The sequence below is a fragment of the Lentzea kristufekii genome (assembly GCF_033949925.1).
GTDB lineage: Bacteria > Actinomycetota > Actinomycetes > Mycobacteriales > Pseudonocardiaceae > Lentzea > Lentzea kristufekii.
The window spans coordinates 348,080-370,910 of the sequence record NZ_JAXAVV010000002.1 but is presented as its reverse complement, the minus strand read 5'-3'; the positions used below and the strand labels follow the sequence as shown (position 1 = coordinate 370,910).

The 22,831-nt window shown below is 69.8% G+C and carries 22 protein-coding genes; 8 read left to right on the top strand and 14 right to left on the bottom strand.

The features are described from left to right. Positions 1 to 36: 36 nt before the first annotated feature. From SK571_RS05315 to SK571_RS05300, 4 genes are read right to left on the bottom strand one after another with little or no spacing between them, the layout of a single operon-like run. Positions 37 to 558, bottom strand: a complete 522-nt coding sequence (locus SK571_RS05315; RefSeq protein ID WP_319982897.1) for a YciI family protein — start codon at positions 556 to 558, stop codon at positions 37 to 39. Further along, on the bottom strand, positions 558 to 986 hold the full coding sequence (locus tag SK571_RS05310) for a hypothetical protein (protein ID WP_319982896.1): 429 nt from the start codon (positions 984 to 986) through the stop codon (positions 558 to 560). Before SK571_RS05310 ends, SK571_RS05315 begins: the two co-directional genes overlap by 1 nt. Next, positions 959 to 1,318, bottom strand: coding sequence for an MmcQ/YjbR family DNA-binding protein (locus SK571_RS05305; RefSeq protein ID WP_189156933.1), 360 nt, complete (start codon positions 1,316 to 1,318; stop codon positions 959 to 961). The genes SK571_RS05310 and SK571_RS05305 overlap by 28 nt, the downstream gene beginning before the upstream one ends. Before the next feature lie 9 nt (positions 1,319 to 1,327). Next, positions 1,328 to 2,215 (bottom strand): proteasome assembly chaperone family protein, encoded by an 888-nt coding sequence (locus SK571_RS05300; RefSeq protein WP_319982895.1) that lies wholly within the window; start codon positions 2,213 to 2,215, stop codon positions 1,328 to 1,330. A gap of 270 nt (positions 2,216 to 2,485) precedes the next feature. Here SK571_RS05300 and SK571_RS05295 point away from each other — a divergent pair, with 270 nt between their 5' ends. From SK571_RS05295 to SK571_RS05285, 3 genes are all read left to right on the top strand, one after another. Then, positions 2,486 to 2,956: a DUF4230 domain-containing protein gene (locus tag SK571_RS05295; RefSeq protein WP_319982894.1), complete on the top strand. Its 471-nt coding sequence runs from the start codon at positions 2,486 to 2,488 to the stop codon at positions 2,954 to 2,956. A gap of 70 nt (positions 2,957 to 3,026) precedes the next feature. Next, the gene (locus SK571_RS05290) at positions 3,027 to 4,634 is read left to right on the top strand and encodes a serine/threonine-protein kinase (RefSeq protein WP_319982893.1); all 1,608 of its coding nucleotides are present in this window, start codon (positions 3,027 to 3,029) and stop codon (positions 4,632 to 4,634) included. 13 nt (positions 4,635 to 4,647) lie between these two features. Then, positions 4,648 to 5,205, top strand: coding sequence for a hypothetical protein (locus SK571_RS05285; protein WP_319982892.1), 558 nt, complete (start codon positions 4,648 to 4,650; stop codon positions 5,203 to 5,205). A 4-nt stretch (positions 5,206 to 5,209) separates the two neighbouring features. On the opposite strand, the gene SK571_RS05280 is transcribed toward SK571_RS05285, so the two are convergent. From SK571_RS05280 to SK571_RS05265, 4 genes are read right to left on the bottom strand one after another with little or no spacing between them, the layout of a single operon-like run. Further along, the gene (locus SK571_RS05280; protein ID WP_319982891.1) at positions 5,210 to 7,222 is read right to left on the bottom strand and encodes a DUF3488 and transglutaminase-like domain-containing protein; all 2,013 of its coding nucleotides are present in this window, start codon (positions 7,220 to 7,222) and stop codon (positions 5,210 to 5,212) included. After that, positions 7,219 to 8,313 (bottom strand): DUF58 domain-containing protein, encoded by a 1,095-nt coding sequence (locus SK571_RS05275; protein WP_319982890.1) that lies wholly within the window; start codon positions 8,311 to 8,313, stop codon positions 7,219 to 7,221. The genes SK571_RS05280 and SK571_RS05275 overlap by 4 nt, the downstream gene beginning before the upstream one ends. 8 nt (positions 8,314 to 8,321) lie before the next feature. After that, complete coding sequence (locus SK571_RS05270; RefSeq protein ID WP_319982889.1) at positions 8,322 to 9,287, bottom strand: AAA family ATPase; 966 nt, start codon at positions 9,285 to 9,287, stop codon at positions 8,322 to 8,324. Further along, on the bottom strand, positions 9,284 to 11,431 hold the full coding sequence (locus SK571_RS05265; RefSeq protein WP_319982888.1) for an NHL repeat-containing protein: 2,148 nt from the start codon (positions 11,429 to 11,431) through the stop codon (positions 9,284 to 9,286). The genes SK571_RS05270 and SK571_RS05265 overlap by 4 nt, the downstream gene beginning before the upstream one ends. Positions 11,432 to 11,619: 188 nt before the next feature. Between SK571_RS05265 and SK571_RS05260 the strand changes: the two genes are divergently transcribed. Continuing rightward, positions 11,620 to 12,264: a hypothetical protein gene (locus SK571_RS05260; RefSeq protein WP_319982887.1), complete on the top strand. Its 645-nt coding sequence runs from the start codon at positions 11,620 to 11,622 to the stop codon at positions 12,262 to 12,264. A 178-nt stretch (positions 12,265 to 12,442) separates the two neighbouring features. Here SK571_RS05260 and SK571_RS05255 read toward each other — a convergent pair whose 3' ends face one another. Together SK571_RS05255 and SK571_RS05250 are read right to left on the bottom strand one after the other, a co-directional pair. Then, positions 12,443 to 13,102 (bottom strand): fibronectin type III domain-containing protein, encoded by a 660-nt coding sequence (locus tag SK571_RS05255; protein ID WP_319982886.1) that lies wholly within the window; start codon positions 13,100 to 13,102, stop codon positions 12,443 to 12,445. Positions 13,103 to 13,127: 25 nt separating this feature from the next. Continuing rightward, positions 13,128 to 13,730 carry a hypothetical protein gene (locus tag SK571_RS05250; RefSeq protein WP_319982885.1) on the bottom strand — a complete coding sequence of 201 codons (603 nt, stop codon included), beginning with the start codon at positions 13,728 to 13,730 and terminating at the stop codon, positions 13,128 to 13,130. Positions 13,731 to 13,810: 80 nt separating this feature from the next. On the opposite strand from SK571_RS05250, the gene SK571_RS05245 reads away from it, so the two are divergent. Continuing rightward, on the top strand, positions 13,811 to 14,698 hold the full coding sequence (locus tag SK571_RS05245; RefSeq protein ID WP_319982884.1) for a LysR family transcriptional regulator: 888 nt from the start codon (positions 13,811 to 13,813) through the stop codon (positions 14,696 to 14,698). On the opposite strand, the gene SK571_RS05240 is transcribed toward SK571_RS05245, so the two are convergent. Continuing rightward, complete coding sequence (locus tag SK571_RS05240; RefSeq protein ID WP_319982883.1) at positions 14,601 to 15,464, bottom strand: EamA family transporter; 864 nt, start codon at positions 15,462 to 15,464, stop codon at positions 14,601 to 14,603. The genes SK571_RS05245 and SK571_RS05240 overlap by 98 nt on opposite strands. Before the next feature lie 93 nt (positions 15,465 to 15,557). Here SK571_RS05240 and SK571_RS05235 point away from each other — a divergent pair, with 93 nt between their 5' ends. Continuing rightward, positions 15,558 to 16,466, top strand: a complete 909-nt coding sequence (locus SK571_RS05235) for an RluA family pseudouridine synthase (RefSeq protein ID WP_319982882.1) — start codon at positions 15,558 to 15,560, stop codon at positions 16,464 to 16,466. Here SK571_RS05235 and SK571_RS05230 read toward each other — a convergent pair. Continuing rightward, on the bottom strand, positions 16,461 to 17,354 hold the full coding sequence (locus SK571_RS05230; RefSeq protein WP_319982881.1) for a phosphotransferase family protein: 894 nt from the start codon (positions 17,352 to 17,354) through the stop codon (positions 16,461 to 16,463). The genes SK571_RS05235 and SK571_RS05230 overlap by 6 nt on opposite strands. A 154-nt stretch (positions 17,355 to 17,508) precedes the next feature. On the opposite strand from SK571_RS05230, the gene SK571_RS05225 reads away from it, so the two are divergent. After that, positions 17,509 to 18,528 carry an acyltransferase family protein gene (locus SK571_RS05225; protein WP_406601942.1) on the top strand — a complete coding sequence of 340 codons (1,020 nt, stop codon included), beginning with the start codon at positions 17,509 to 17,511 and terminating at the stop codon, positions 18,526 to 18,528. Here the strand turns inward: SK571_RS05225 and SK571_RS05220 are convergent. After that, positions 18,476 to 21,679 carry a GH92 family glycosyl hydrolase gene (locus SK571_RS05220; protein ID WP_319983155.1) on the bottom strand — a complete coding sequence of 1,068 codons (3,204 nt, stop codon included), beginning with the start codon at positions 21,677 to 21,679 and terminating at the stop codon, positions 18,476 to 18,478. The genes SK571_RS05225 and SK571_RS05220 overlap by 53 nt on opposite strands. A 96-nt stretch (positions 21,680 to 21,775) precedes the next feature. Next, the gene (locus tag SK571_RS05215) at positions 21,776 to 22,210 is read right to left on the bottom strand and encodes a hypothetical protein (protein WP_319982879.1); all 435 of its coding nucleotides are present in this window, start codon (positions 22,208 to 22,210) and stop codon (positions 21,776 to 21,778) included. Between the two features lie 58 nt (positions 22,211 to 22,268). On the opposite strand from SK571_RS05215, the gene SK571_RS05210 reads away from it, so the two are divergent. Continuing rightward, positions 22,269 to 22,652, top strand: a complete 384-nt coding sequence (locus SK571_RS05210; RefSeq protein WP_319982878.1) for a VOC family protein — start codon at positions 22,269 to 22,271, stop codon at positions 22,650 to 22,652. Positions 22,653 to 22,831 lie beyond the last annotated feature (179 nt).

Here is a 22,831-nt window from a genome sequence, read left to right as displayed (position 1 = left end):
GCCATCGCTATCCCAAGAGATAGCCGCGACGCTCTACTAGCGTCGGCTGCCGAACTCCCACTCGTGGACCTCGACCGCGTCGTACCGGTCGAGGGTCAGCACTGCCGCCGGGTCGGCCGACCTGACCAGCGCCGCCGTGCCCAGCCAGGCGGCACCGTCATCGGACAGCATCGGCCCGTACGCGATCAGCTCCTCCGGGATCGCAGGGACGAGGTCGGCGGGCTCTCCGGAGCCGAACCCGAGCACCAGGTGGCCGCCACCCTCGCGGCCGCCGGGGAAATCCCACATCGTGCGCCCGAGCACGTTGCGCCACCTGCGCACCAGCACGTCCCGGTAGCCACCGGCCTGGTAGACGGGCTCCTCGAACGCGAACGCACGGGCCGCCGCCGCGTCCGGCACGTCGACGACGTGCACGCTGCCGGTGAGCACGCCGTCCGCGAACGTCGGGCCGCGAGCGATGAGGGAGAACCCGTCCATGTAGGACCAGTGCTCTTCGACCAGGGCCGAGCGCAGCGGCATCGAACCGGGCCGATCCCGGTGGTAATAGAGGAACTCCACTAGAGCCCGACCTCGGCGGTCCACACGGGAAGGACGACATCCTCGTCCGCTGCCGGCGAGGCGCCGGCGAGGTAACCGCCGACGACGGCCGCGAGCGTCGCGTCCGGATCGACCTTGGCGCCGAACGGCAGCGCGTCCTTCTTCGCCGAGCTCGTCGAACACTTCAAGTGCCCTGCCTGCGCGTCGTACCAGACGTAGAAGGTCGCTGTCCGCTCCATCGCGGTCACGCGCTCACCGAGCCGTCGCGCGGTCTCCTCGAACGCGGCGACCACCTCCGCCGCCACGGGTGTCTCCCCCTTGGCCCTGCCCAGCGACCAGGTGTTCTCCTCCGCCTGGGCCAGGAGATCACCTGTCAGCAGCAACGGCTCGTCCGCGACCTCGCGGATCCACTTCGTCAGCGTCACCGGCGCCGTGCCCGAGCGTGCCATGCCTCCACGATCAACTCCTCCAACTCCCCCACCTCGATGTGCTCCAGCCGCACCAGGATCGCGGGATACCCGTGGAAGTGCGGCGTCGTGAAGTAGACCGAACGATCGGAGGCCAGCAGGGCCTCCTTGGCTCCCAGGTCGGGCACGCGGGCCGCCAGGATGGGCCCGGACGGCGCCGCGGCGCCCAGTGCCGAGAGGTCGGTCTTGCGCAGCGGCCGTTCCCAGACGAACAGCTTGTCCTTGACCCTCCAGTCGACGACACCCTCGCGCACCCGCTCCGTGACATCAGGCATGGAGGTGGCGATCCGGTGCACGTCGTCCCAGGTGGCCATCACAAGCTCCTACAGGTGGTCCGGCGGACGCTGCTGCTCGGCCAGGAACCGTTCGAACTCGGCGCCCAGTTCGTCCGCGCTGGGGAGGTCGGTGTTGCCGACAGTCTGGATGAACGCGTCGTACTGCCGCTCGAGCGCTTCCACGACCTGGGCCACCTCCTCCGACTCCGCGACCTGGCGGTGGATCTCGGCGTCGGCGGCCTGGGCGGCGTCGACCAGCGAGCCGATGGGCAGCGCGAGGCCGGTGGCGCGGGCCAGGGCGTCGAGCAGGGTCACGGCGGCGGTCGGGTACTGAGACTGCGCCAGGTAGTGCGGCACCTGGGCGGCGAAGCCCATCGCGTCGTGGCCCGCCTGGCCGAGGCGGAACTCCAGCAGTCCGGAGACGTTGCCCGGCACCTGCACGCGGTTGAAGAACGGCTGGTACTCCGAGACCAGCTCAGGGCGGGTGGCGTGGCCGATGACGTTCAACGGCCGTGTGTGCGGCACGCCCATCGGGATGCCGTGGAAGCCCACGGTCAGACGCACGCCCCAGCGGTCGATGAGTGAACGCACGGCCTGGATGAACGCCTCCCAGCCGCGGTCCGGCTCCGGGCCCTTGAGCAGCAGGAACGGGTGACCCGCGCTGTCCCAGAGCAGGTGCACGACCAGTTCCGGGGCGGCGTAGTCCTCCCAGTGGTCGGTCGCGTAGGTCATCAGCGGGCGGCGCGAGCGGTAGTCGATGAGGCCGTCGACGTCGAAACGCGCGATGACGCGGCTCTCCAGCGTCTCGAGCAGGTGTTCGGAGAGCAGGCGGCCCGCGGCGCCGGCGTCCATGAAGCCCTCGAAGTGGTGCAGCAGCACCGCACCTGTCAGGTCCGGCACCTCCGAGTCCACCTCGTACAGGTTCTCCGGGTCCACCGCACGCCTCCTGATCAATCGCTCTCGTCTCGTCCAAAGCCAACCACGTGGACACGGAACTGATTCCGCACGGGTCGATTAGCCCATACGGACCGTGTGCGCGCATCACCTCACGGGTACTCCAACGCGGTGGACAGGCGCTGGGTGATGCGTGGAACTGTGGTCGCGGCCGTAGTCATTCTCCTCGGTGCGGCGGTGTACGTCTTCGGCCAATTCAGGCCCTTCGGTGACGAATCCATCGATCGCAGCCAGCCCGCCATGCTCGAATCGGTGCGGGATCTGAGCCAGTACCACGCCGCGGCCGGCGAGTTCCAGGTCGTGCTGGACATCGAGAACGACGTCAAGTGGGTACCCGCGGCGCTGGCGGGTGAACGCACGCTCTTCGTCGCGGCCGGGTCGGTCAACGCCTTCGTGGACCTGGGGACGCTGAAGGACGACGGGCTGGTCGTGTCGGCGGATGGGAAGACCGTCGAGCTGCGCGTGCCGAAGGCACAGCTGGACAAACCGAACCTGCACCACGACCGTTCGTACGTCTTCAGCCAGGAACGCGGCCTGATCAACGACCTGCAGGCGCTGGCGGGACCTCCTGACCAGCAACGGTTCTACGTCGCCGCGGAGGCCAAGCTGGCGGAGGCGGCGAAGCAGTCGGAGCTGCTCACCCGCGCCGAGGAGAACACGCGGGTGATGCTCACCGGAATGCTGCAGTCCTTGGGATTCCAGGTGAAAGTGATCACCGACTGATTCGAACCCTCCACGCCTTTCCCGACGAACGTTCAGCGGTGACCCCCTCGCTCCGGGATAGGATTCGCCGGTGGACGACGATCTGATGGCCTGGGCGCCCGCGCAGAGCGCCGCGCAGGCGCCCGAGATCGCGTTGCCCGGCTTCAGCGCCTTCCGCGTGATCGCGCAGGGCGGCGAGGGCACGATCTACCGGGCCCGCCAGGACGGTCTGGGCCGCGACGTCGCGGTCAAGGTGCTGCAGGTGACGGACCCGGCCACGGTCGCGCGGTTCCGCCGCGAACTGGCGATCACCGTCGAACTCGGCCGCCAGCACCCGCACATCGTCACGGTGCTCGACACGGGCACACTGCCGGACGGCCGCCCGTGCATCGTCATGGAGTTCTACGAACGAGGTTCGCTGCACGACCGTTTGCGCGCCATGGGCCCGTTGCCCGTGCAGGACGTGGTGGCGGCGGGCATCGCGGTGGCGGACGCGCTGGCGTTCGCGCACGGCCAGGGCATCCTGCACCGGGACGTGAAACCGCAGAACGTCCTGGTGCTCCCGACTTCGTACGTGCTGGCCGATTTCGGCATCGCGCGCGGCGCCGACGCGGGGCATTCCGCGTCGCTGCAGATGGTCAGCTACCGGCACGCCGCCCCGCAGATGCTGGAGGGCGCCACCCCGTCGTTCGCCGACGACGTCTGGTCGCTCGGCTCGACGCTGTTCACGCTGCTGGAGGGCAAGCCGCCGTTCGCCTCGGACAACCCGGACGAGGACACGCTGCTGTCCTACGTCGGCCGCGTCAGCAGCGGCGAACCCCGGCCGCTCACCCGGTTCGACGTGCCGGCGTGGCTGGTCGCCGTGATCGACCGCTGCCTGCGCAAGGACAGGGCCGAGCGCTTCGGTTCGGCACTGGAGTTGCGCGACGCGCTGATGGCGGCCAACTCCGGCACCGTGCTGTCCACTGTGGACCCCGACGCGACGGCGATGCTGGGCGAACGCCCCGACTTCTACCCGGAGGGCCCGACCGAGGCACCCGGTTTCGGCCCGCGCGGCTTCCAGCCGGAACCGGAACCCGAACCGGAACCCGAGCCCGAGCGCGACGACTCGTGGCGGGGCAGGCTCGAAGACCTGACCTACCGGCAGCACGACCTCGTCCCGCCGCCACCACCTCCGCGTCCTGTTCCGGTCGCGGTGCTGCCGAGCGTGGACCTCCCTCCCGTCGAACCGATGACGGCGCCGGTCCGCAAGAGCAAGCGCGGCGCTGTCCTCGCGTTGCTGGCCGTGATCGCGGTGGCGGGCGGGCTCGCCGCGGGCATCGTCCTCAACCGGGACAACGGCGGTCAGCAGGCTCAACCACCCGTGACGACAACGACACCGCCCGTGCCGACGTCGGACTCCGCCGACGCGGGGCCGTCACCGAACACCGACCCGAAGTTCGTCCCGGTCCTCAAGCGCGCCGAGTACAAGGGCAGGTCGATCGAGCTGGAGTGGACCGATCCGAGCGACGGCCAGGCCCAGTTCGTGGTGGTCGACGTGACCGGTACCAAGCCGAACGCGCTCACGACGGTGACGGGTGGCGGCACGAAGTACGTCGTCGAGGACGGTGGTGGCGACCGGCGCTGCTTCCAGATCGCGGCGCTCGGCTACAACGGCGAACGCGGCAGCTCCGCAAAGGTCTGTGCCAACAGGAACTGAATGTTCCGGACCGATGTTGTTGCGGGTGCACGAACTGGCGTACGGTCCCCCGGTGCAGAGCGCTCGTTATGCCGGCCCACCGATGTTCGCTCGTGGGCGAAAGCGCCGAACACTCGTGCTGGCGGCCGTTCCGCTCGTCGTCGGCATCGGGATCGGGATGCTGATCGGCGGCAACCTCCAGTCCCAGTCCCATCAGAACACCGGTGTCACCACCACCACGCCCGCCGTGCCCGATCAGCTCGAATACACGGACATGCCGTGCGACCCCGGTTCGTCCGTCCTCGTCCTGCACTCGCTGGAAGGCGCGATGCCGGAGAGCGAGGTCAGGGTGTTGCTGGACTACGAGACGATGTGGGTGCGGCACCGTGAGAGCGCGAACCCGGCGCTGCGCGGCCAAACCGCGCTGCTGAGCAGACGCGACGACGTCTGCCCGGTCATCGTTCCGGAGGACACCCGGTTCACGCAGTTCATCTGGCTCGGCCCGTTCCCGTCGGACACCGCTCCCGCGCTGTGCGAGGCGCTGTTCAAGGTCACCGGGAAGAACTGCATCCCCGCACAGGTCGTCCGCTGATCCGTCAGCGCCGGAACAACGGCCGCGGGTCGACCGCCCAGACGACCCTGCGCCACCAGGAAGCCTTGCGCCGCACCGCTTTCTTCACCTGCCGGGCCAGCCGCCAGCTGTTCTCGTGCTCGACCGGCCGCGGTGCGAACGCGGCCTGGTCGACCAGAACGGCCAGCTGTGCGCCCGCCTCACCCCACTCGCGCGCGACGTCCGGCACGGTCCGGCTCGGCTTCGGCCGCAGCCCGGCGAGCTGCAACGAGTCCAGCACCTCGTTCCACGCGCCGACCGGACCGGCCGCGCGCAGCCTGACGCGGCGCGAAGTCCGTGCCACGAACAGTGCGACGAGCACCAGCACCGGTGTGAACGCCCAGAACGGGAAACCCTTCGGAGCCTGCGGCGCGGCGGCCCGGTCGTCGCGCACCGCGGTCGGCTGCACCAGCGGCGGCACCGACGCGAGCGAGGTCGGCGGCGGCTTCGCGGTGGTCGACGCGAGCCGGTTCAGCACCTCGCGCTTCGAGGCGGCGCTCGGCCCGCTTCCGTTGCCGGACACGGGATCGAACGCGACCCAGCCCCACCCGCTGAAGTAGACCTCCGGCCACGCGGTGGCATCCGCGGCCCGCACGATCCGCTCACCGTTCTGCTCGGGCACCGGCTGGAACCCGACCACGACCCGTGTCGGCAACCCGACCGAGCGTGCGAGCACCGCGTAGGCCGACGCGAACTGCTCCGCCGTCCCCGCTCCCGCACCGGACTCGCCCGCCGCTCCGAACAGGAACGTCTCCAGCCGCGCGTAGGACGAGCCGACCGGCGCCTCGGCGTCCGGCCTGCGGTTGAGGCGCACGACCTGTTCCAGCGCCACGGCCTTCTCGTACGGCGTGCGCGCGTTCTGCGTCGCCTGCCGCGCGTACTCGGCCAGCGTGAACGGCAACCGCGGCAACGCCGTGTACTTCGTTGCGGCGGCAGGGACCTGGGCCTCGACGAGATCCGTGTCGGCCGGGGTCTCGACGACGCCGCGCACCGTGTAGCTCAGCCCGGCCTTCAGCCCTTCGGCCACGACCAGCGACCCGGTGTCGGGATCGACCATGGCGTTGCTCAGGGACACCGCCTGCGGCTTCCCGACGCCCGGCAGCCACTCCCCCTGCAGTCCGGTGATCCGCAGGTCCGCGCTGGCGTCCTGGAACTTCCCGCCGGTCGGCAGGTCCGGCGCGTCGACCACACCGAGCGGCCCGTACGTCGAGGCCGCCTCCCACGACGCGCCCGAGTACCGGCTCAGCGTCACCAGCCGCACCGGCACCTCGGGCCCGCGCATCCGGAACAGCTCCGTGTCCCCCTGCGCCGCCCACGCGGCGAGTTGCGGCAGCGGGTTCGAGATGTCGATGCCGGTGACCGGTGGCGTGACGAGCTTGCGCGGCTCGAAACCGTTGGTGGGTAAGACGAAAGCGAGCAATGTGAGTGCGGCCAGGGCCGTGGCGAGCACTGCGGGCGGCAGCACCGGCCCGCGCCGGTCGATGATCAGCCAGCCCAGTGCCAGCACCACGACCAGCGTCAGCGCGACGAGGCCGTACCGGTCCGCACGGCCGGTGGTGAGCAACGCCGCCGACACGTACAGCGTGGCCGCGCCGAGCGCCGGCACGAACAACGCCGTGCCGCGCTTGGTCACCGACAGCACCATGCCGGTGGACACGCCGATGATCAGCAGCAGGCCGGGCACGAGCAGTTCGGGTGTCGCGGGCGCCGGACGGGCCGCCGTGAGCAGCCTCGGCACGGTGTCGAGCAGCACCCACGTGGGGTCGCGGTCCGGGGACGCGCCGCGGGCCAGGAAGAACCCGCCCGTCAGCGCGAGCACCATGACCGCGAGGGCGGCGAGTCCGGCCGGGACGATCCGCTTCAGCGGCAGGGCCGCGAATCCGGCGAGCGCGGCGAGTCCGAAGTAGAGGGTGGCGCCGTCCCAGGCCTGGGAGAGCTGGAGGGCGCCGACGAGGAGGACGGCGGTGACCCAGCCGTACTTCAGCAGGGAGTTGCTCACCGCGCCACCACCGCGTTCCACGAGTCGACCAGGTCCTCCGCCCGCGACCCGCTGACCACCAGCACCGACCCGGCAGCGCTCACCGGCCGCTTCTCGTCCACCACGAGCACCACGCCGAACGCGGCCCGTCCCGCCTCCAGCACCAGGGCCGGCACCGAGGTCCCGCTGATCACGGCCACCACGTCGAGGTCGCGCACCGGCACGGTCGGCCGGCCGTCGACGTCCCGCAGCGCGAGGTCGGCCAGCGCGGCCAGGATCGGCGCCGAGTCCTGCTGCTCCTCCATGTCGGTGCCGCCCGACGACGTCAGCAGCCGCACCGGGTGCCCCTGGTCCAGGGCCGAGGTGATGAGCGACGCCGCCACCTCGACGGCCTCCTCGAAGCGTTGTTCCTCCGCGTACGAGGACGCGCTGTCGTCCAGCAGCACGGCCAGGTGCGGACGGGCCGGGTCGGCGTCCTCGCGGATCATGAGCGTGCCGGTGCGCGCGGAGGTCGCCCAGTGCAGGCGCCTCAGGTCGTCGCCGGGCACGTACTCCCGCAGCCCCACCAGGTCGGTACCGCCGCGCTCGACGCGTTCGTCGGCGCCGACCTGGCCCCGGCGGGCACCGGAGGGCAGGCCCCTGACCGGCAGCACGCGCGGGACCACCCGCACCTGGACGACCTCGCCCAGCACGGTGCGTGCCTGCGCCAGACCGGCCAGACCCTTGCGCCGCAACGTCAACGGACCGACGTCGAACACACCGCGCCGTTCGGTCGGGATCGCGTAGTCGACGGCCTCGACCGCGCCGGGTGCCAGCAACGGCACGTCGACGTCCATCGGCGAGCCCGCCACGACGTCGACGGCGTCCAGCGCCACCGGCCAGCGACCGGTGGACAACAGCTCCAGCCTGCCGCTGCACCGCGCCAGCCGCGGCACCGTGCGCGGGCGGACCGTGCGCGAGACCGACAGCGGCGACGCGACCAGCACGGAGACGATCGAGGCGACGACCAGTGCGGTCAGCGCCAGGCCGAACGCCGCCATGCCCGCGTACCGCCACCACAGGCCGACCCCGAGCATCAGCAGGCCCAGCACCGCGGTTCCGGTGCCGCGCACGGTGAGTCTCATTGCGTCGCGGGCTTGGGCGCGGCCACGCGCGAGAGCACGTCGGCCAGCACCTCGGACGTCGTGACGCCCGACAGAACGCTCTCGCGCGTCAGCACCAGCCGGTGTGCGAGCACCGGGTCCGCGATGTCCTGAACGTCCTGCGGCACCACGAAATGCCGCCCCTTCGACGCCGCGTACACCTGTGCGCAGCGCACGAGCGTCCGCAGGCCACGCGTCGAGGTGCCGAGCCGCAGCCGTTCGTCGGTGCGCGTGGCCGTGCCCAGCGCGGAGATGTACTGCAGGATCGGGTCGGCGACGTGCAGCAGCTGCAACCGTGCGCTGAACGCACTGATCTCCCGCGGCGACGACACCGTGCGCACGTCGGCGATCCGGCCCGCACCGCTGCCGGGACGCAACACCTCCAGCTCGTCCTCGACCGACGGGTAGCCGATCGAGGTGCGCAGCATGAAGCGGTCGAGCTGCGCCTCGGGCAGCCGGTACGTGCCGTCGAGGTCGATCGGGTTCTGCGTGGCCACCACGAGGAACGGGTCGGGCACGGCGTGCCCGACGCCGTCGATCGTGACGGTCCGCTCCTCCATGACCTCCAGCAGCGCGGACTGCGTCTTGGCCGCCGCGCGGTTGATCTCGTCGGCCAGCACGATGTTCGCGAACACGGGACCGGGCCGGAACCGGATCTGGCCCGTCTGCGGGTCGTAGACCGAGGTGCCCGTGACGTCGGACGGCAGCAGGTCGGGCGTGAACTGCACGCGCCGCGACACCCCGCCCAGCGCGCCCGCGACGGCACGCGCCAGCGTCGTCTTGCCCGTGCCGGGCACGTCCTCGAGCAGCACGTGACCGCCCGCGAACATCGCCACCAGCACGAGGTCGATCACGTCGCGCTTGCCGCGCACGGCGCTCTCGACCGCGTCCGCGAGACGGGTGTGCAGGTCGCGGAAGGCGGAGACCTCACCGGTGTCGATCACTTTTCCTCTTCTCCACGACGGACACCGATGCGCAGCAGGAACGCGCACGCCAGCAGACCGAGCCCGCCCGCGCCCATCGGCGCGGTACCGGCTCCGGCCGGCGCCATGCGCGGGATGCAGCTCGGCTTGCCCGCGCACTCGTCGTAGGTGAAGAGCGCGTTCTTCTGCGCCGAGTCGACCTGGCCTGCTCCGGAGGCCGCGAAGGCGCGCACCACGATCGCGTTGCTGCCCTCGTCCACGTCGATGGTCGCCGACGTCGCGTTGCACGGGATTCCGACGGAGAACCCGTACGTCTTGTTCACGACCTCGCAGCGCCCGTTGTGGCTCGCCCAGTCGGCGGGCGGCGCCAGGGTGACCCGCCGGGTCGGGTTCGTGCGCACACCCGTGATCGACGAGATCACCACGGCACCCGCGCTCGGCAGCGAGGGCGGCGGAGGAGGCGGCGGAGGCGTGGTCGTCGTCGTGACCGGCGGAGGGGGAGGCGGCGGAGGCGTGGTGGTCGTGGTCGGCGGCGGATTGTTGGGCGGCGGGTTGTTCGGGGGCGGCGGCGTGACCGTGAACGCGGCCATGCCCGCGGCACCGGCCGTCGACGCCGTCGAGGCGCGCACCGTCACGTCGAGCCTGCCGCCCGAGCAGAACGTGGAACCCGCGCACGGCACCGAAAGATCGGCGGAGGTACCGGCCGACTGCGCCGACACCGAGCCACCGCTGAACGAACCGGAGCCCGCGACGGTGTAGCCCACGACCGGATCGGCCGACACGGCCGCGGTCCAGCTCACCGTCACGACGAGGGCGGAAGCGGTGCGCGACTTCTCCCGCACCGTCACCCCGGCGGGCGCGGCCGGAGCCGCGCTGCCGGCGGAGGGCGGCGTGGAAGGAACCGACGGCGGTGGTGGAACCTCGGTCGTCGAGCCGTTGCCGTTGTTGCCGTTGTTGCGCGGCGGCTTCTGCGGCTCGTCGGGGTTCGGCGGCGGAGGCGGCGGCACGGACGGAGGCGGCGAGCGGTCCGGGTCCTTCACCGGGAGCTCGGGGCTGCGGATCGTCAGCGAGCGCGTCGCGCCGTCCGCGTCGACCAGCACGCCCGAGGACGAGCCCGGCACGTTCACGAACAACCGGCCGTCGTCGAACACGAGCTCGGGGTCGGCGCCACCGGACGTGCGGACGTCGTCGCCACCGCGGCTGCCGCCGCGGTCGAGGATGATGACCTTGCCGGATCCCTTGCAGGGCACGTAGACCTTGTCGCGGAACACCGCGGGCCGCCCCGGCTTCGGGCACCCCATCGCGCCGACGTCGACGCGCAGGACGTCACGGCCGACGACCAGCACGACGACCGAGGACGACGGCACCGACGCGGGCACCAGGTCGATCGGCGAGGACTGCGCGGCGATCACCTCGGCGTCCGAGCGGTCGGTGGACGAGTTCACGTCCTCCCCCGTGCCGTCGCGCACGACGACACCGCCGTCGAGACCGATGAGCGTGACGCCCTGGTCGTGCGGCACGAGAACGGTGCGGGGCCCGGCTCCGGTGACCTGGCGCTTCGAGCGCTCCTCGAACCGCTCCTCGTCGTCCGACCAGTCGAGCGACCGCAACGTGCCGCCGTGGTCGACCAGCCACAGCACCCCGCGCTCGTCCACGACGGCGTCGGCGAGGGGCTGACCGGCCTGCCAGGTCTGCCCGACGTCGGCCAGCGTCAGCGGGTCGGCGGTGTGCACGGTGCCGGTCGCGCGGTCGACGACGAACACCATCCCGTTCGACACCAGCACCTTGCTCGTCGCTCCGGGCGGCGCCTGCCGGCGGCCGGAGGCGAGCAGCGTCGCCAGGTCGATGACGGTGATCTCGCCGGTGCGCCGGTTCAGGATGATCAGCCGGCCGTCCTCCTGCGCGATCTCCAGCTGCGAGTCGGGGCCGCTGATCTGCAACCGGGTCTGCGGCTTGCCCGAACCGGGGTTGATCTGCACGACCTCGCCGCGCTGGTCGTCACCGAGCCAGGTGAGCCCGTCCGACACCGCGACCGACGTGCGGGAGATGCCCTGCCCGAGCGCGGCGCCCGCGAGCACCAGAACACCCAGCAGTGCCGCGACGAAACTCGCCGATTCCCGCCCTCCACCGGAGATAATGCGTCTGATCCGGTGCCACCAAGACATAACGCGCCCTCCCCTCGCCCGCCGGGCATGCTAGCCCCCGGCTCTGACAACTTCGGGCGGCGCATGGTTCCCGGTTCGCCCGGTCAGCCGGCTGGCAGACATCAGGAACGGTAATCGCGGGGTCTGACAGTTTTGAAAACCGAATGGCGTTCCCCCAACCCGACCAACGCGTAAGGCAGAGTGGACGCATGGAAATCCCCGGCATGGGACTTGCCAAGCAGGCGCTCAACACCGCCCTCGGCACGACAGTGGCCGTCGCGGCCGTTCCGGCCCGCGTGCTGAGCCTGCTCGGCGAGGTCGAACAGCTCGTCCGCAAGGTCAACGGCACGATCGACTCCGTCGACGGCATCGTCGCGAAGGCCGGCACACTGGTGGACCGCACCGCCAATGTCGTGGCGGACGCGGAGAAGGCCGTCGACGAGGTCCGCGCGATCACGGCGAGCGCGAGCGACGTCGCCGAACGGGCCGGGCTGGTCGTCACGACCGCCGGCCACACCGCGCACACGGCAGGCGAGCTGATCGCCATGTACGAGCCGCTCGCCAAGCAGGCCCAGCCGCTCGCGAAGCGGTTCGTGGACGAGCTCTCCCCGCACGAGGTCGAGGCCGCGATCAAGCTGGTCGACGAGCTGCCGGTGCTGACGGAGCACCTGATCAGCGACATCCTGCCGATCCTCGCGACCCTGGACAAGGTCGGCCCGGAGGTGCACCAGCTGCTCGAAGTCACCAGCGACATGCGCCAGGCGATCCTCGGCATCCCCGGCTTCTCGTTCATGCGCCGGCGCGGTGAGAAAAAAGAAGAGGAAGAAGGTGTGAAAGAGGTCGAGAACGGGTAGCCCACCCGAATGACTGCTCACTCGCCTGAAGACCGATTGACCTGGTGGCTGCTCAGCAGCGTGTTCGGCCTGCTCGCCATGATCAACGCCGCACTGGCCGTCACGGAGAGAACGACCTGGCCCTACGCGCTCGCGGCATTGCTTCTAGCCGCGAGCGCGTGGAGTGCCAGACAGGCGCTCAGGCCTTTCCCGTCGTCTGGTGCGTCAGGTTCGACGGTGATCCGAACCGGAACGCCCGCACCCGATAGGTCGCGGTTTTCTCGTCTGGAAGTGTGATCACCCCGTACGAGGTGGTGTCCGGGTCGAGCTGCACGGCGACGCGGTAGTCCGCCGCGCCCGCGGGCCTCACCTCGATCAGGTACCCGTCCTCGTCGGACGCACGGTCCTGCCAGGTGAACAGGATCCCGTTGGCGTGCTTCACCTCCGCCTTCACCTCCGATGCCGCCGCCTCGGGCGAGGCCACCGGCGCCTTGCCCCCGCCGGCCTTGACCGGCGCGGTCCAGTCCGGTCCCTCGATCTCCGGCACGTCGTCGCCAGGGGGTAACACGACGTCCACGGTGGCCGAGGCAGGTCCGGTGTACGGCCGGACCCGGTAGTAGAACTCGGTTTCCGGGATCAGGTCCGGATGCTCGTAGGTGTTCTTCGCCGCCGAGGCGAACTCCAGGATCGTGTAGTCGCCGTCCCGGGTGTTCGCGTACTCGACGACCTGCCCGGCCGACCCCGCCTCCGGACGCCAGTGCAGCGTCACGTCGATCGGCGAGGTCAGCTCGGACGTCAGCACGGGGTCCTGCTGTTCCTGGCCACAGGCAGCCAGGAACAGCAGGAGTACCGAAGGCAAGCCGCTTCTGGTCAAAGAAGACGGCTCACTTGCGCCAGAACCGGATGTTGCTCCAGGTGACCGTGGCAGGTCCTTGGCCGCTGGAGGTCCTGTACGCGCCGAACTTGTCGTAGAAGCTCGTACCGGAACTCGCGTAGGTGTGCGCACGCGAGCCGTTGATGTACGTGCGGTGCTCCGTGGCCGTGTTGTGCACGGTGTTCACGCGCACGGTCGTCCCCACGGTCGCACCGGTGGCGATGGTGTCGCCCCCGTGCACGGCGTAGAGCCGTCCGCCGCGTTCCACGGCGAGCATCCAGAACGGTCCCGCGGTGGGGGCCTCCCGGAACGTCTGCTTGAGACTGATGCGGGTGCCGCCGAGACTCGTGATCCGGAAGCTGCCCTCGAACTGGCGCGTGCCGCCGGTGTAAGTGGCGTAACGCCGCTCGGCACGCTGGTCACCGCTCGCGGTGGAGCAGGTGAGTTGGAACGTCAGGTTGCTGACGTTGCCACAGCCGCGTTCCTGAACGGTGAACGACGGCGAGTAGCTGGTCCACGGACCCGTCTCGACCTGGGCCTGTGCCGGTGAGACCGACACGAGCAGACCGGTCGCCAGCGCGATCCCCGCGACACCGCGGAGTCGTTTGGACATACCGATACCTCCTCAAAGCGTGCTGAAGACAGCACGTTTTCTCAGGGGGCGGTATCGGGAGCGTAGCCGATAATGATCGGATGTTCGACCTCCATCGTCTGCGACTGCTGCGCGAGCTCTCCCAGCGGGGAACGCTCGCCGCCGTCGCGCAGGCGCTGAACTACAGCCCGTCGTCGGTGTCGCAGCAGCTGTCGCTGCTGGAGACCGAGGTCGGGGTGCCCCTGCTCGAACCGGTCGGGCGGCGGGTGAAGCTCACCCCTCAGGCCGAAATTCTGGTGCGGCACACCGAAGAGGTGCTCGCCCGCCTGGACCAGGCCGAGTCGGAGGTCGCCGCGTCGCTGCACGAGATCACCGGCACGCTGCGGGTCGCGACGTTCCAGACGGCGGCGCTGGCGTTGATCCCGGCGACGCTCGCCCGCATGAGGGACGAGCATCCGTCACTGCGCATCGAGTTCCAGGTGCTCGACCCGGCGGAAGCGCTTTCCGCGTTGCACGCCAGGGACTTCGACCTCGTGTTCGTGGAGGAGTGGCCGGACCAGCCGGAGGCGAGGCTCGCCGGGCTGGAGTACCGGGAACTGGTCCGGGACCCCATCCGGCTGGCCGTCCCACGTGGACTGCCGGTCTCCGAGGCCGGCACGCATCCGTGGATCATGGAGCCCGCCGGCTTCCCGCAGCGGACGTTCAACGTGAACTGGTGCCGTCATCAGGGCTACGAACCCGACGTGCGCTCCTCCTCGACCGACGTGCTGGTGAAGCTGCGGTTCGTGGAGCGGGGCCTCGCGGTCGCGTTGCTGCCCGACCTCATCTGGTACGACCGCGAGATCACCGTCGACCTGCACGACCTGCCGGTGCCGATGTCCCGGCTGCTGTTCACTGCGGCACGGGCAGGACGAGGTCAGCATCCCGCTGTGCGGGCGTTCCGCGAGGCGCTGGCGCTGTCCGTAGCGCCGCTCCGACCCCGGCCGTGATCACCAGGGCCATGCCGCACAACGAGATCACGCTCAGGTGCTGGCCGAGCAGCACCGCCCCGGCGAGCGCCGCCGCGGCGGGTTCCAGCGCGAGCACCACGCCGAACGTGCCCGGCTCCAGCGTCCTGAGCGCCTTGATCTCCAGCGCGTACGGGATCGCGGACGCCATCAGCGCCACCAGCGTGCCCAGCAGCAGGATCTTCGGGTCGAACAGCGTGGCGCCGGCCGCCGACAGCCCGTACGGCAGGGTGAGCGCGGCCGCGATGAGGCTGGCTCCCGCGACGCCGCCGATGCCGAGCCCCGCGGTCGCGACCTTGCGTCCCGCCAGCACGTAACAGGCCCAGAACGCGGCCGCGAACAACGCGAGCGCCACGCCGATGAGGTCGAGCTTCGCGCCGGTGTACTCGCGCACGCCCAGCACGACGATGCCGACGAGCGCCAGCCCGACCCACACGAAGTCCCTGGGCCGCCTGCTGAGGACCGCCGCGAGCCCGAGCGGCCCGAGGAACTCGATCGTCACGGCCACGCCGAGCGGGATCCGGTCGAGCGCGAGGTAGAACGTGCCGTTCATGCCGGCCAGCGTCAGCCCGAGCACGATCGTCTCCTGGCGGATCTTCGGCCGGGCGACCACGGCCAGCATCAGCGCCGAGATGCCGAGCCGCAGCGCCGTGGCACCCGGCGCGCCGATCTGCCCGAAGAGCTGGCTCGCGAACGCCGCGCCGAACTGAAGTGAGATGACCGAGCCGAGGACCAGGAAGACCGCCATGCGTCCAGTCTCGGTTCCTCAGTCCATTCAGTACAGCGAACGTTTGCGAGGTATATCGTTCGGTTTTTCCGAACATTTAGACTGGCCGGTGCGATGAGACGCAAACCCTCCTCCCCTCTGCCCCAGCGCCACGGCCTGGACGCGGCCCGGCTGAAGCTGCCCTCCGAGGGCACCTGGCCGTCGTTGCGCGACCACCTCGTGGAACGTCTGCCGCGGGTGGCCGCCGCGCGCATCGACGAGATGCTGGCCGAGGAACGGATCTGGGGTGTCGCCGGCCCGCTGGGCGCCGACGCGCCGTTCGTGCCGGACTCCTACATCTGGTTCCACCGCGACCTGCCCGTGGAGGTGCCGGTCCCGTTCGAGGTGGGCGTGGTCCACCAGGACGACGACATCGTGGTCGCCGACAAGCCGCACTTCCTCGCGACGATCCCGCGCGGCGCGCACATCATGCAGACCGCGCTCGTGAAGCTCCGCGACTCACTGGGCCTGCCGGACCTCTCCCCCGCGCACCGGCTGGACCGCGTCACGGCCGGGCTGGTGCTGTTCGTGGTGCGCCGCGAGCTGCGCGGCAAGTACCAGACGATGTTCCGCGACCGGCTGGTGCGCAAGGAGTACGAGGCGATCGCTCCGTACGACCCCGCGCTGGAACTCCCCCGCGTCGTGCGCTCCCGGATCATCAAGGAACGCGGCATCATCACCGCGTTCGAGGTCGACGGCGAGCCCAACGCCGAGACGCACGTGTCCCTCGTGGAGCATCGTGGCGCGCTGGGCCGCTACCACCTGAAGCCGTTGACCGGCCGCACCCACCAGCTGCGGCTGCACATGTCCGGGCTCGGTGTGCCGATCGTGAACGACGACTTCTACCCGGTGCTGCGGGACCGTCCGCTCGACGACTTCTCCTCGCCGTTGCAGCTGCTCGCCCACACGCTGTCCTTCGTGGACCCGATCTCGGGCGTCGACCGGTCGTTCACCTCGGGGTTGAAGCTGTCCGCCTGGTCATGAGACGTGGGTGCGGCGGGTCTCGATCGGCTGCGGTTCCCAGATGTGGCCCATCCGGTCGAGCAACCGCCGCGCCAGCGCGCTCATCTCCGGGTGGGTCTCGGTGAACGTCGCCACGACCCGCGCCCGGAACATCAGCCGGCCACGTGCGGTCGTGCTGTACCAGAACCAGTCCTCGTCGACGGCCCTGGCGAGGTGGTCGGTCCCGTCCCGCTCGGAGCGCTGCACCAGCGCGTCGCCGTTCACGAACCACCGCACGCACGCGTCTTCGAGCCCGGCCGTGAAGCCGCGTTCCTCGAAGTAGGCCTGCTCGGCGGCTTCCCGCAGCTCCCCGGGCGTCTCGCTGACGGTCGCGCAGGTCGGGAAGCCGATGCGGAGGTAGACGACCTCGGTCAGCCCGTCGCCCAGTGCCGCGCCTTCGAAGTCGACGAACCTCGCGCCCTGCGGTGAGTACATGTCGTTGCCGGGACACGGGTCACCGTGCAGCAGGTCGAACTTCCCGGAGTCCTCGAACACCAGCTCGGCCTCGGCGCCCCCGATCTCCACCTCCAGCGCCCGCACGAACCGCAGGAACGGGACGGGGTCCGGGACCACCTGGCGTGGCAGCAGCCCGGCGTGCTCCGGTCCGGTGGCCATGTGCAGACGGGCGAGGCCTCGGGCGTAGGCGATCACCCAGTCCTCCCCGAACGGGTCGGAGCGCAGCCGTTCGAGCACCACGGTCCGCTTCTCGTGGTCGACGTCGAGGACACGCGGCACCACGCCGGTGTGCTCGGCGAGCCGGAGCGCGGTGACCTCGCGCTCGAACGCCGCCTGATCACCGACCACCTGCTTGATGATCCGGTTCCCGTCCACCCAGACGCGGGACCGCTCACCGCTCTTGAGCCGCTGCACGGAAACAACTATTCCACACCTGCAAAGAATATGCCACGAATGATTCTTCCATTCGGCGCAATGCTGTAACAACGGCAGATATCCGGCCGAATCCACCGTCGTGCAGAACCATGGGACGGAAGCGAACCTGAGGCGATTGCCTTCGCTGACCGGGATGAGATTCATCGCGGCGTTCATCGTGTTCGGATTCCACATCAACGCGGCAGGCTTGTGGCCTTATCTGGACGTGCCGTTCCGTCAAGGTGCGACCGGGGTGAGTTTCTTCTTCATCCTGTCCGGGTTCGTGCTCACCTGGTCCGCCAGGCCGGGCACCCCGCCGGTGACCGTCTGGCGGCGCCGGGTGGCGAAGATCTTCCCCAACCACGTCGCGACCTGGCTCGTCGTGCTGGTCGCGGCCGCCGCGGTGACCCCTGCGACGGCGCTGGCGAACCTGTCGCTGGTCCAGGCCTGGTTTCCGGGCGAGAACGTCTACTTCAGCCTGAACACTCCCGCGTGGTCGTTGTCGTGCGAATTGGCGTTCTACCTCGCTTTCCCGTTGCTCATCAAGTGGCAGATGCGCAGACCGTGGTTGGTCGCATCGGCGGCAACGATCGCGATCATCACCGTTCCGGCGATTGCACTAACCATGCCAGGACCGCTCGAATACTGGTTCGTGTTCGTCTTCCCGCCAGTGCGCGCACTGGAGTTCATCCTGGGAATGGCAATGGCCCGAGTGGTCCAACAAGGGAAGTGGATCGGAGTAGGGCTCTGGCCCGCGACCGCGTTGTTCGTCGTCGCGTACGTCGGCTCCTGGTACCTGCCGGCGTCGTTCCCCTACGTCGCGGGCACCGTCGTCCCGCTGGCGCTGCTCATCCCGGCCGCCGCCGTGGCCGACCTCACCGGCAGGTCCTCGCCGTGGCGCTCGAAGTGGATGGTGTGGCTGGGCACCGTGTCGTTCGCGTTCTACATGGTCCACCAGATCGTCATCCGGGTGAGCGAGAAGTTCCTCGACGTGCACGCGTTCCCGCTGGCCGCGGCGCTCGGGATGTTCGTGGTGTCGATGCTCGGGGCGTGGCTGCTGTACCGGCTGGTCGAGGTGCCCGCGGAACGGCTCATCAAGGGGGCACCTCGACCAGCGCCGGTCACGCCAGCGTCAGCGCGTACAGCTCCACCCGCGGATCGTCGGGCAGCGTGACCGAACGAACGGTCTTGGTGGCGTCCAGCCTCAGCGACTGGCCGAACAACCGGACCGGCGGCCCGTCCACGCCCTGGCCCGCCTTGATGCGGTGCGGCATCTCCAGCACGGTCGGGCCGCCACCCGCCCAGTCCGAGATGGACGCCGAGACCTCGGCCGAGGTGCCGTCGGTGTACCAGACGGTGAAGCCGGCCGACACGGGTCCGTTGTGCGACGAGCCCACGACGTGCAGCCACGAGAACTGGCCGCTGGGCAGCAGGAGCGCCTGCCCGTGCGCCTCCACGAAGTTCGGCGCCGTGCCGGTGGGATCAGGCGCCTGGTAGGTGATGCCGCCCCACGTCACGGGCCCGGCCGACGGCAGCAGTGCCGCGTCGTAACTCCAGCCGCCACCGTCGAAGTTGCCCGAGGCGGAGTCTGCGACCGTGGCGGTGCCGTCGTGGTTCAGCTCCGGCGTGACATCCACCGAACACGACGAGAACGCGCACACAGCCGCCGGTTTCACCTCGACGACGGCCTTCACCGTCACCGACTCGACCTGCACCGACACCTCGTACGAGCCCGCGGCCACACCGGCGGGCACGGACAGCGTCAACGGCACCGTCCTCTGCGTCGGCAGGTGCCGCGACACGATCACGAACGGCTTGGCACCGCTCACCTTCCAGCCGTCCGGAGCGGTGACGACGGGCCGCACGGACGTCGCGCCGGGCGACTGGGCCAGCACGTCGAGCTGCAAGGTGAGCGACTGCGCGGAGTCCGACGTCGGCACCACGATCTCGGAGTTCCGCAACGACGCCGACAACGCCCGGCGCGAGTCCGCGTTGCCGTCGTTCAGCGACGGCGGCTCGTCCCCGCGGCCGGTGCCCCACGACGAAGGCTTCGCCGACACCTCGTGCGTCAGCTTTCCGCCGCGCTGCAACGAGGTCCAGGACAACCACGTCTTGCGGACGTCACGACCGCCGAACGACACGCTCTTGATGTACCGGTTGGTGTCGGACACCCCTCGCGCCGAGACGTTCAGGGTCCCGCCCTGCGAGCCGTGCTGTCCGATCCGGACGGTCGCGGACTCGAACTGCGGCGAGGACAGGGCCAGGAAGTCCGCGCCGTTGAACGTCGGGTAGAGGCCCAGCGACGAGAAGACGTACCAGGCCGACATCGTGCCCAGGTCGTCGTTGCCGGTCATGCCGTCCGGACCGGTCGTGAACAACGTCATCGCCGCCCGCACGACCGTCGCGGTCTTCGACGGCGTGCCCGACCACAGGTACATGTAGGGCGCGAGCAGGTCCGGTTCGTTGTTCGGGTTGTAGGTCGGCTTGCCGTAGTAGTCGTACGGCTCGGTGATCCAGTCGTGCCGCGCGGTGCCGGCCGGGTCGACCAGCAGCTTGTCGTAGGCGAAGAACGAGTCGAGCCGCTTCTCCGTCTCACGACGGCCACCCATCAGCGACACGAGTCCGGCGGGATCCTGCGGCACGAGCCACTGGTACTGGTAGGCACCGCCCTCGTGGAACTGGTGCGACGCGTCGACCGGGTTGTACGGCGTCAGCCACGTGCCGGCGGTGGTGCGCGGCCGGAACTGGCCGATCGACGAGTCCCACAGGTTGCGGTACCACTGGCCTCGATCCGCGAACATGCGCGCGTCGGCCTTCTTGCCCAGCCCCTTGGCCATCAGCGCCAGTGACGCGTCCGCCGCCGAGTACTCCAGGGTCGCGGACGCCGGGTGCACGCAGTCGTTGTCGCCGCCCTTGTGCGCGCAGTCCTTGCCCAGCTCCAGGCCGGACGGGATGTACCCGCGATCGGAGTAGTAGGTGACACCGGAGCGTCCGTTGTAGGGCGAGTCCGCGGGAGGCAGCGAGGTGGCGTTGGCGCGCAACAGGTTGTAGGTCTCCTCCTCGTACCCCTTCAGCAGGCCCTTCGACCAGGCCTCGACGAGGAACGGCGTCACCGGGTCGCCGGTCATGATGTTGGTCTCGGACGACGCCAGCGCCCAGCGCGGCAACCATCCGCCGTCGCGCCCGCTGGCCACGACGGACAGTGCGACGTCACGGGCGACCTTCGGTTCCAGGATCTGCAGCAACTGGTTCTGCGGCCGGTACGTGTCCCACAGCGAGAAGTTCTGGTACGGCGTGTAACCCGACGCCGTGCGCACCTTCCCGTCGAAGCCCATGTACCTGCCGTCGACGTCGCCGGCGAGGTTCGGGTGCAGCACCGAGTGGTAGAGCGCGGTGTAGAACGCGACCTGCCGGTCCCGCGGCCCGCCGGACACCCGCACGGCGTCCAGCTGCTTCTTCCACACGTCCTTGGCGGCCGCCACCGCGGCGTCGAAGTCGTGGGAGGGAGCCTCCGCCGCGAGGTTCTTCCGCGCGCCCTCGATGCCGGTGTACGACAGGCCGAGCTTCAGCACGACATCACGGTCGGCGGTCGCGTCGAACGTGACCCAGGCGCCGTTCCCGCCGGTTCCGGCGGCGTCCCGGACTCCCGGCGTGGGAACGCTCCCGCGCCACGCGCCGAAGGAGGCGAACGGGCGGTCGAACGTGGCCGTGAAGTACACGGTGTGCTCGTCCTTGCCCGCGCAGAACCGGCCGTTGCGCACCCGGCCCTCGATGGTTCTGTCACCGACGACGTGGATCTCCGAGTCCAGCACCGTCTGGTTCGACCGTCCGGTGTTGAACAGGACGTTCGCCGCGCCGGAGGACGGGAACGTGTAGCGCTGCCAGCCGGTCCGCTGCGTGGCCGTGAGCTCGGCGTTCACGCCGTAGCGCGGCAGGCCGACGCGGTAGTAGCCGGGCTGCGCGGCCTCGTCCGAATGGCTGAAGTCCGACTTGTAGGCGTTGATGTCAACGTTGTCAACGGACCCGACCGTCGGCATGACCGGCAGCTCGCCCATGACGCCGCAGCCCACGCCCGACAGGTGCGTCTGCGAGAAGCCGTAGATGGAGGTGGCCTTGTAGTCGTACCCGCCCTGACCTCCCGTGTCAGGGCTGACCTGCACCATTCCGAACGGCACCGAGGCGCCGGGGAAGGTGTTGCCGAAGTTCTGCGTGCCCACGAAGGGGTTCACCAACGACGAAGGGTCCTCGTCGACCTGTGCCGCGTGCGCGGGGACTGCTAGACCCAGTAACAGCCCCGCTACAACCAGTGTCCGCATGGAAGGCAGTATTGCCCGATCGTCGCCGCCCCGTCACCCACCGGCGTGCGGCGATGCGCGCTTTGGCCGTGGCGTTGCCGATTCCTGTCTCGTTTTGTCCAGGACCTAGCAGCGCTTGCTGGAGAACGCGGTGAAGTTGTCGTCCTGCTGGACGCTGATCATGCCGTAGGCGGCAGTGCACTTGGACAGGGTGGCGGCCGGCTTGCCCCACAGCTCGACGGGGGCGAACTGGCTGCTGTTGCCGCCCTTGTAGGAGTCCGGCGTGCTGTCACCGGCGCTGCCGTAGACGGCGATCGCGGTCTGCGTGCCCCAGTGACGACCGGTGGCACGGAAGCTCTCCCAGACGTAGACGTAGGAGTAGTTCGAGCCGCACCCGGCGAACTGCTTCACGGACGCGATGTTGTCGCCACGCCACTTGACGTACCCGGTCGACCCGATCTGCGCGGCACTCGCGCAACCGGGCGGCGTCTCGGCGTTGGCCACACCGGGGAACACGAATCCGAGCAGCACGAACGCGATGCCGATGATTGCCCTCTTCATGCAGGTGATCATCGACATTCCCGCTGACAACTCGCTGACACGCGAGTAAGCAGGACCCATGCCCGTACAGCTCAACCACACCATCGTCCACGCCAGCGACCAGAACCGCTCCGCCCGCTTCCTCACCGAACTGCTCGGCCTGCCAGACCCGGTGCGCTACGGCCCGTTCCTCGTCGTCGAGGTCGCCAACGGCGTCTCCCTCGACTACATCACCGCACAAGGCCCGATCACCGAGCAGCACTACGCGTTCCTCGTGACCGAGGAGGAGTTCGACCAGATCTTCGGCCGCATCCAGGAACGCGGCCTCGACCACTGGGCCGACCCGTTCCACTCCCAGCCGCAGCAGATCAACCGCAACGACGGCGGACGCGGGGTCTACTGGAACGACCCGGACGGTCACGCGCTGGAGATCATCACCCGCCCGTACGGCTCCGGCTCCTGACGAACCGGTTGCCTGCCACCGTGAGAGCGATAACACGAAGTGGCCGCTGGTGCCGCAACGGGATCGAACCTGTACTGCTGGTGACGAAAAAGGTCTAGACCCTTGACTGGTCTGAACCACCGATGCCAACCTCAGCGTTGTTCACACACCTGATCCTCCGGGCGCAAAGACTCCAGGAG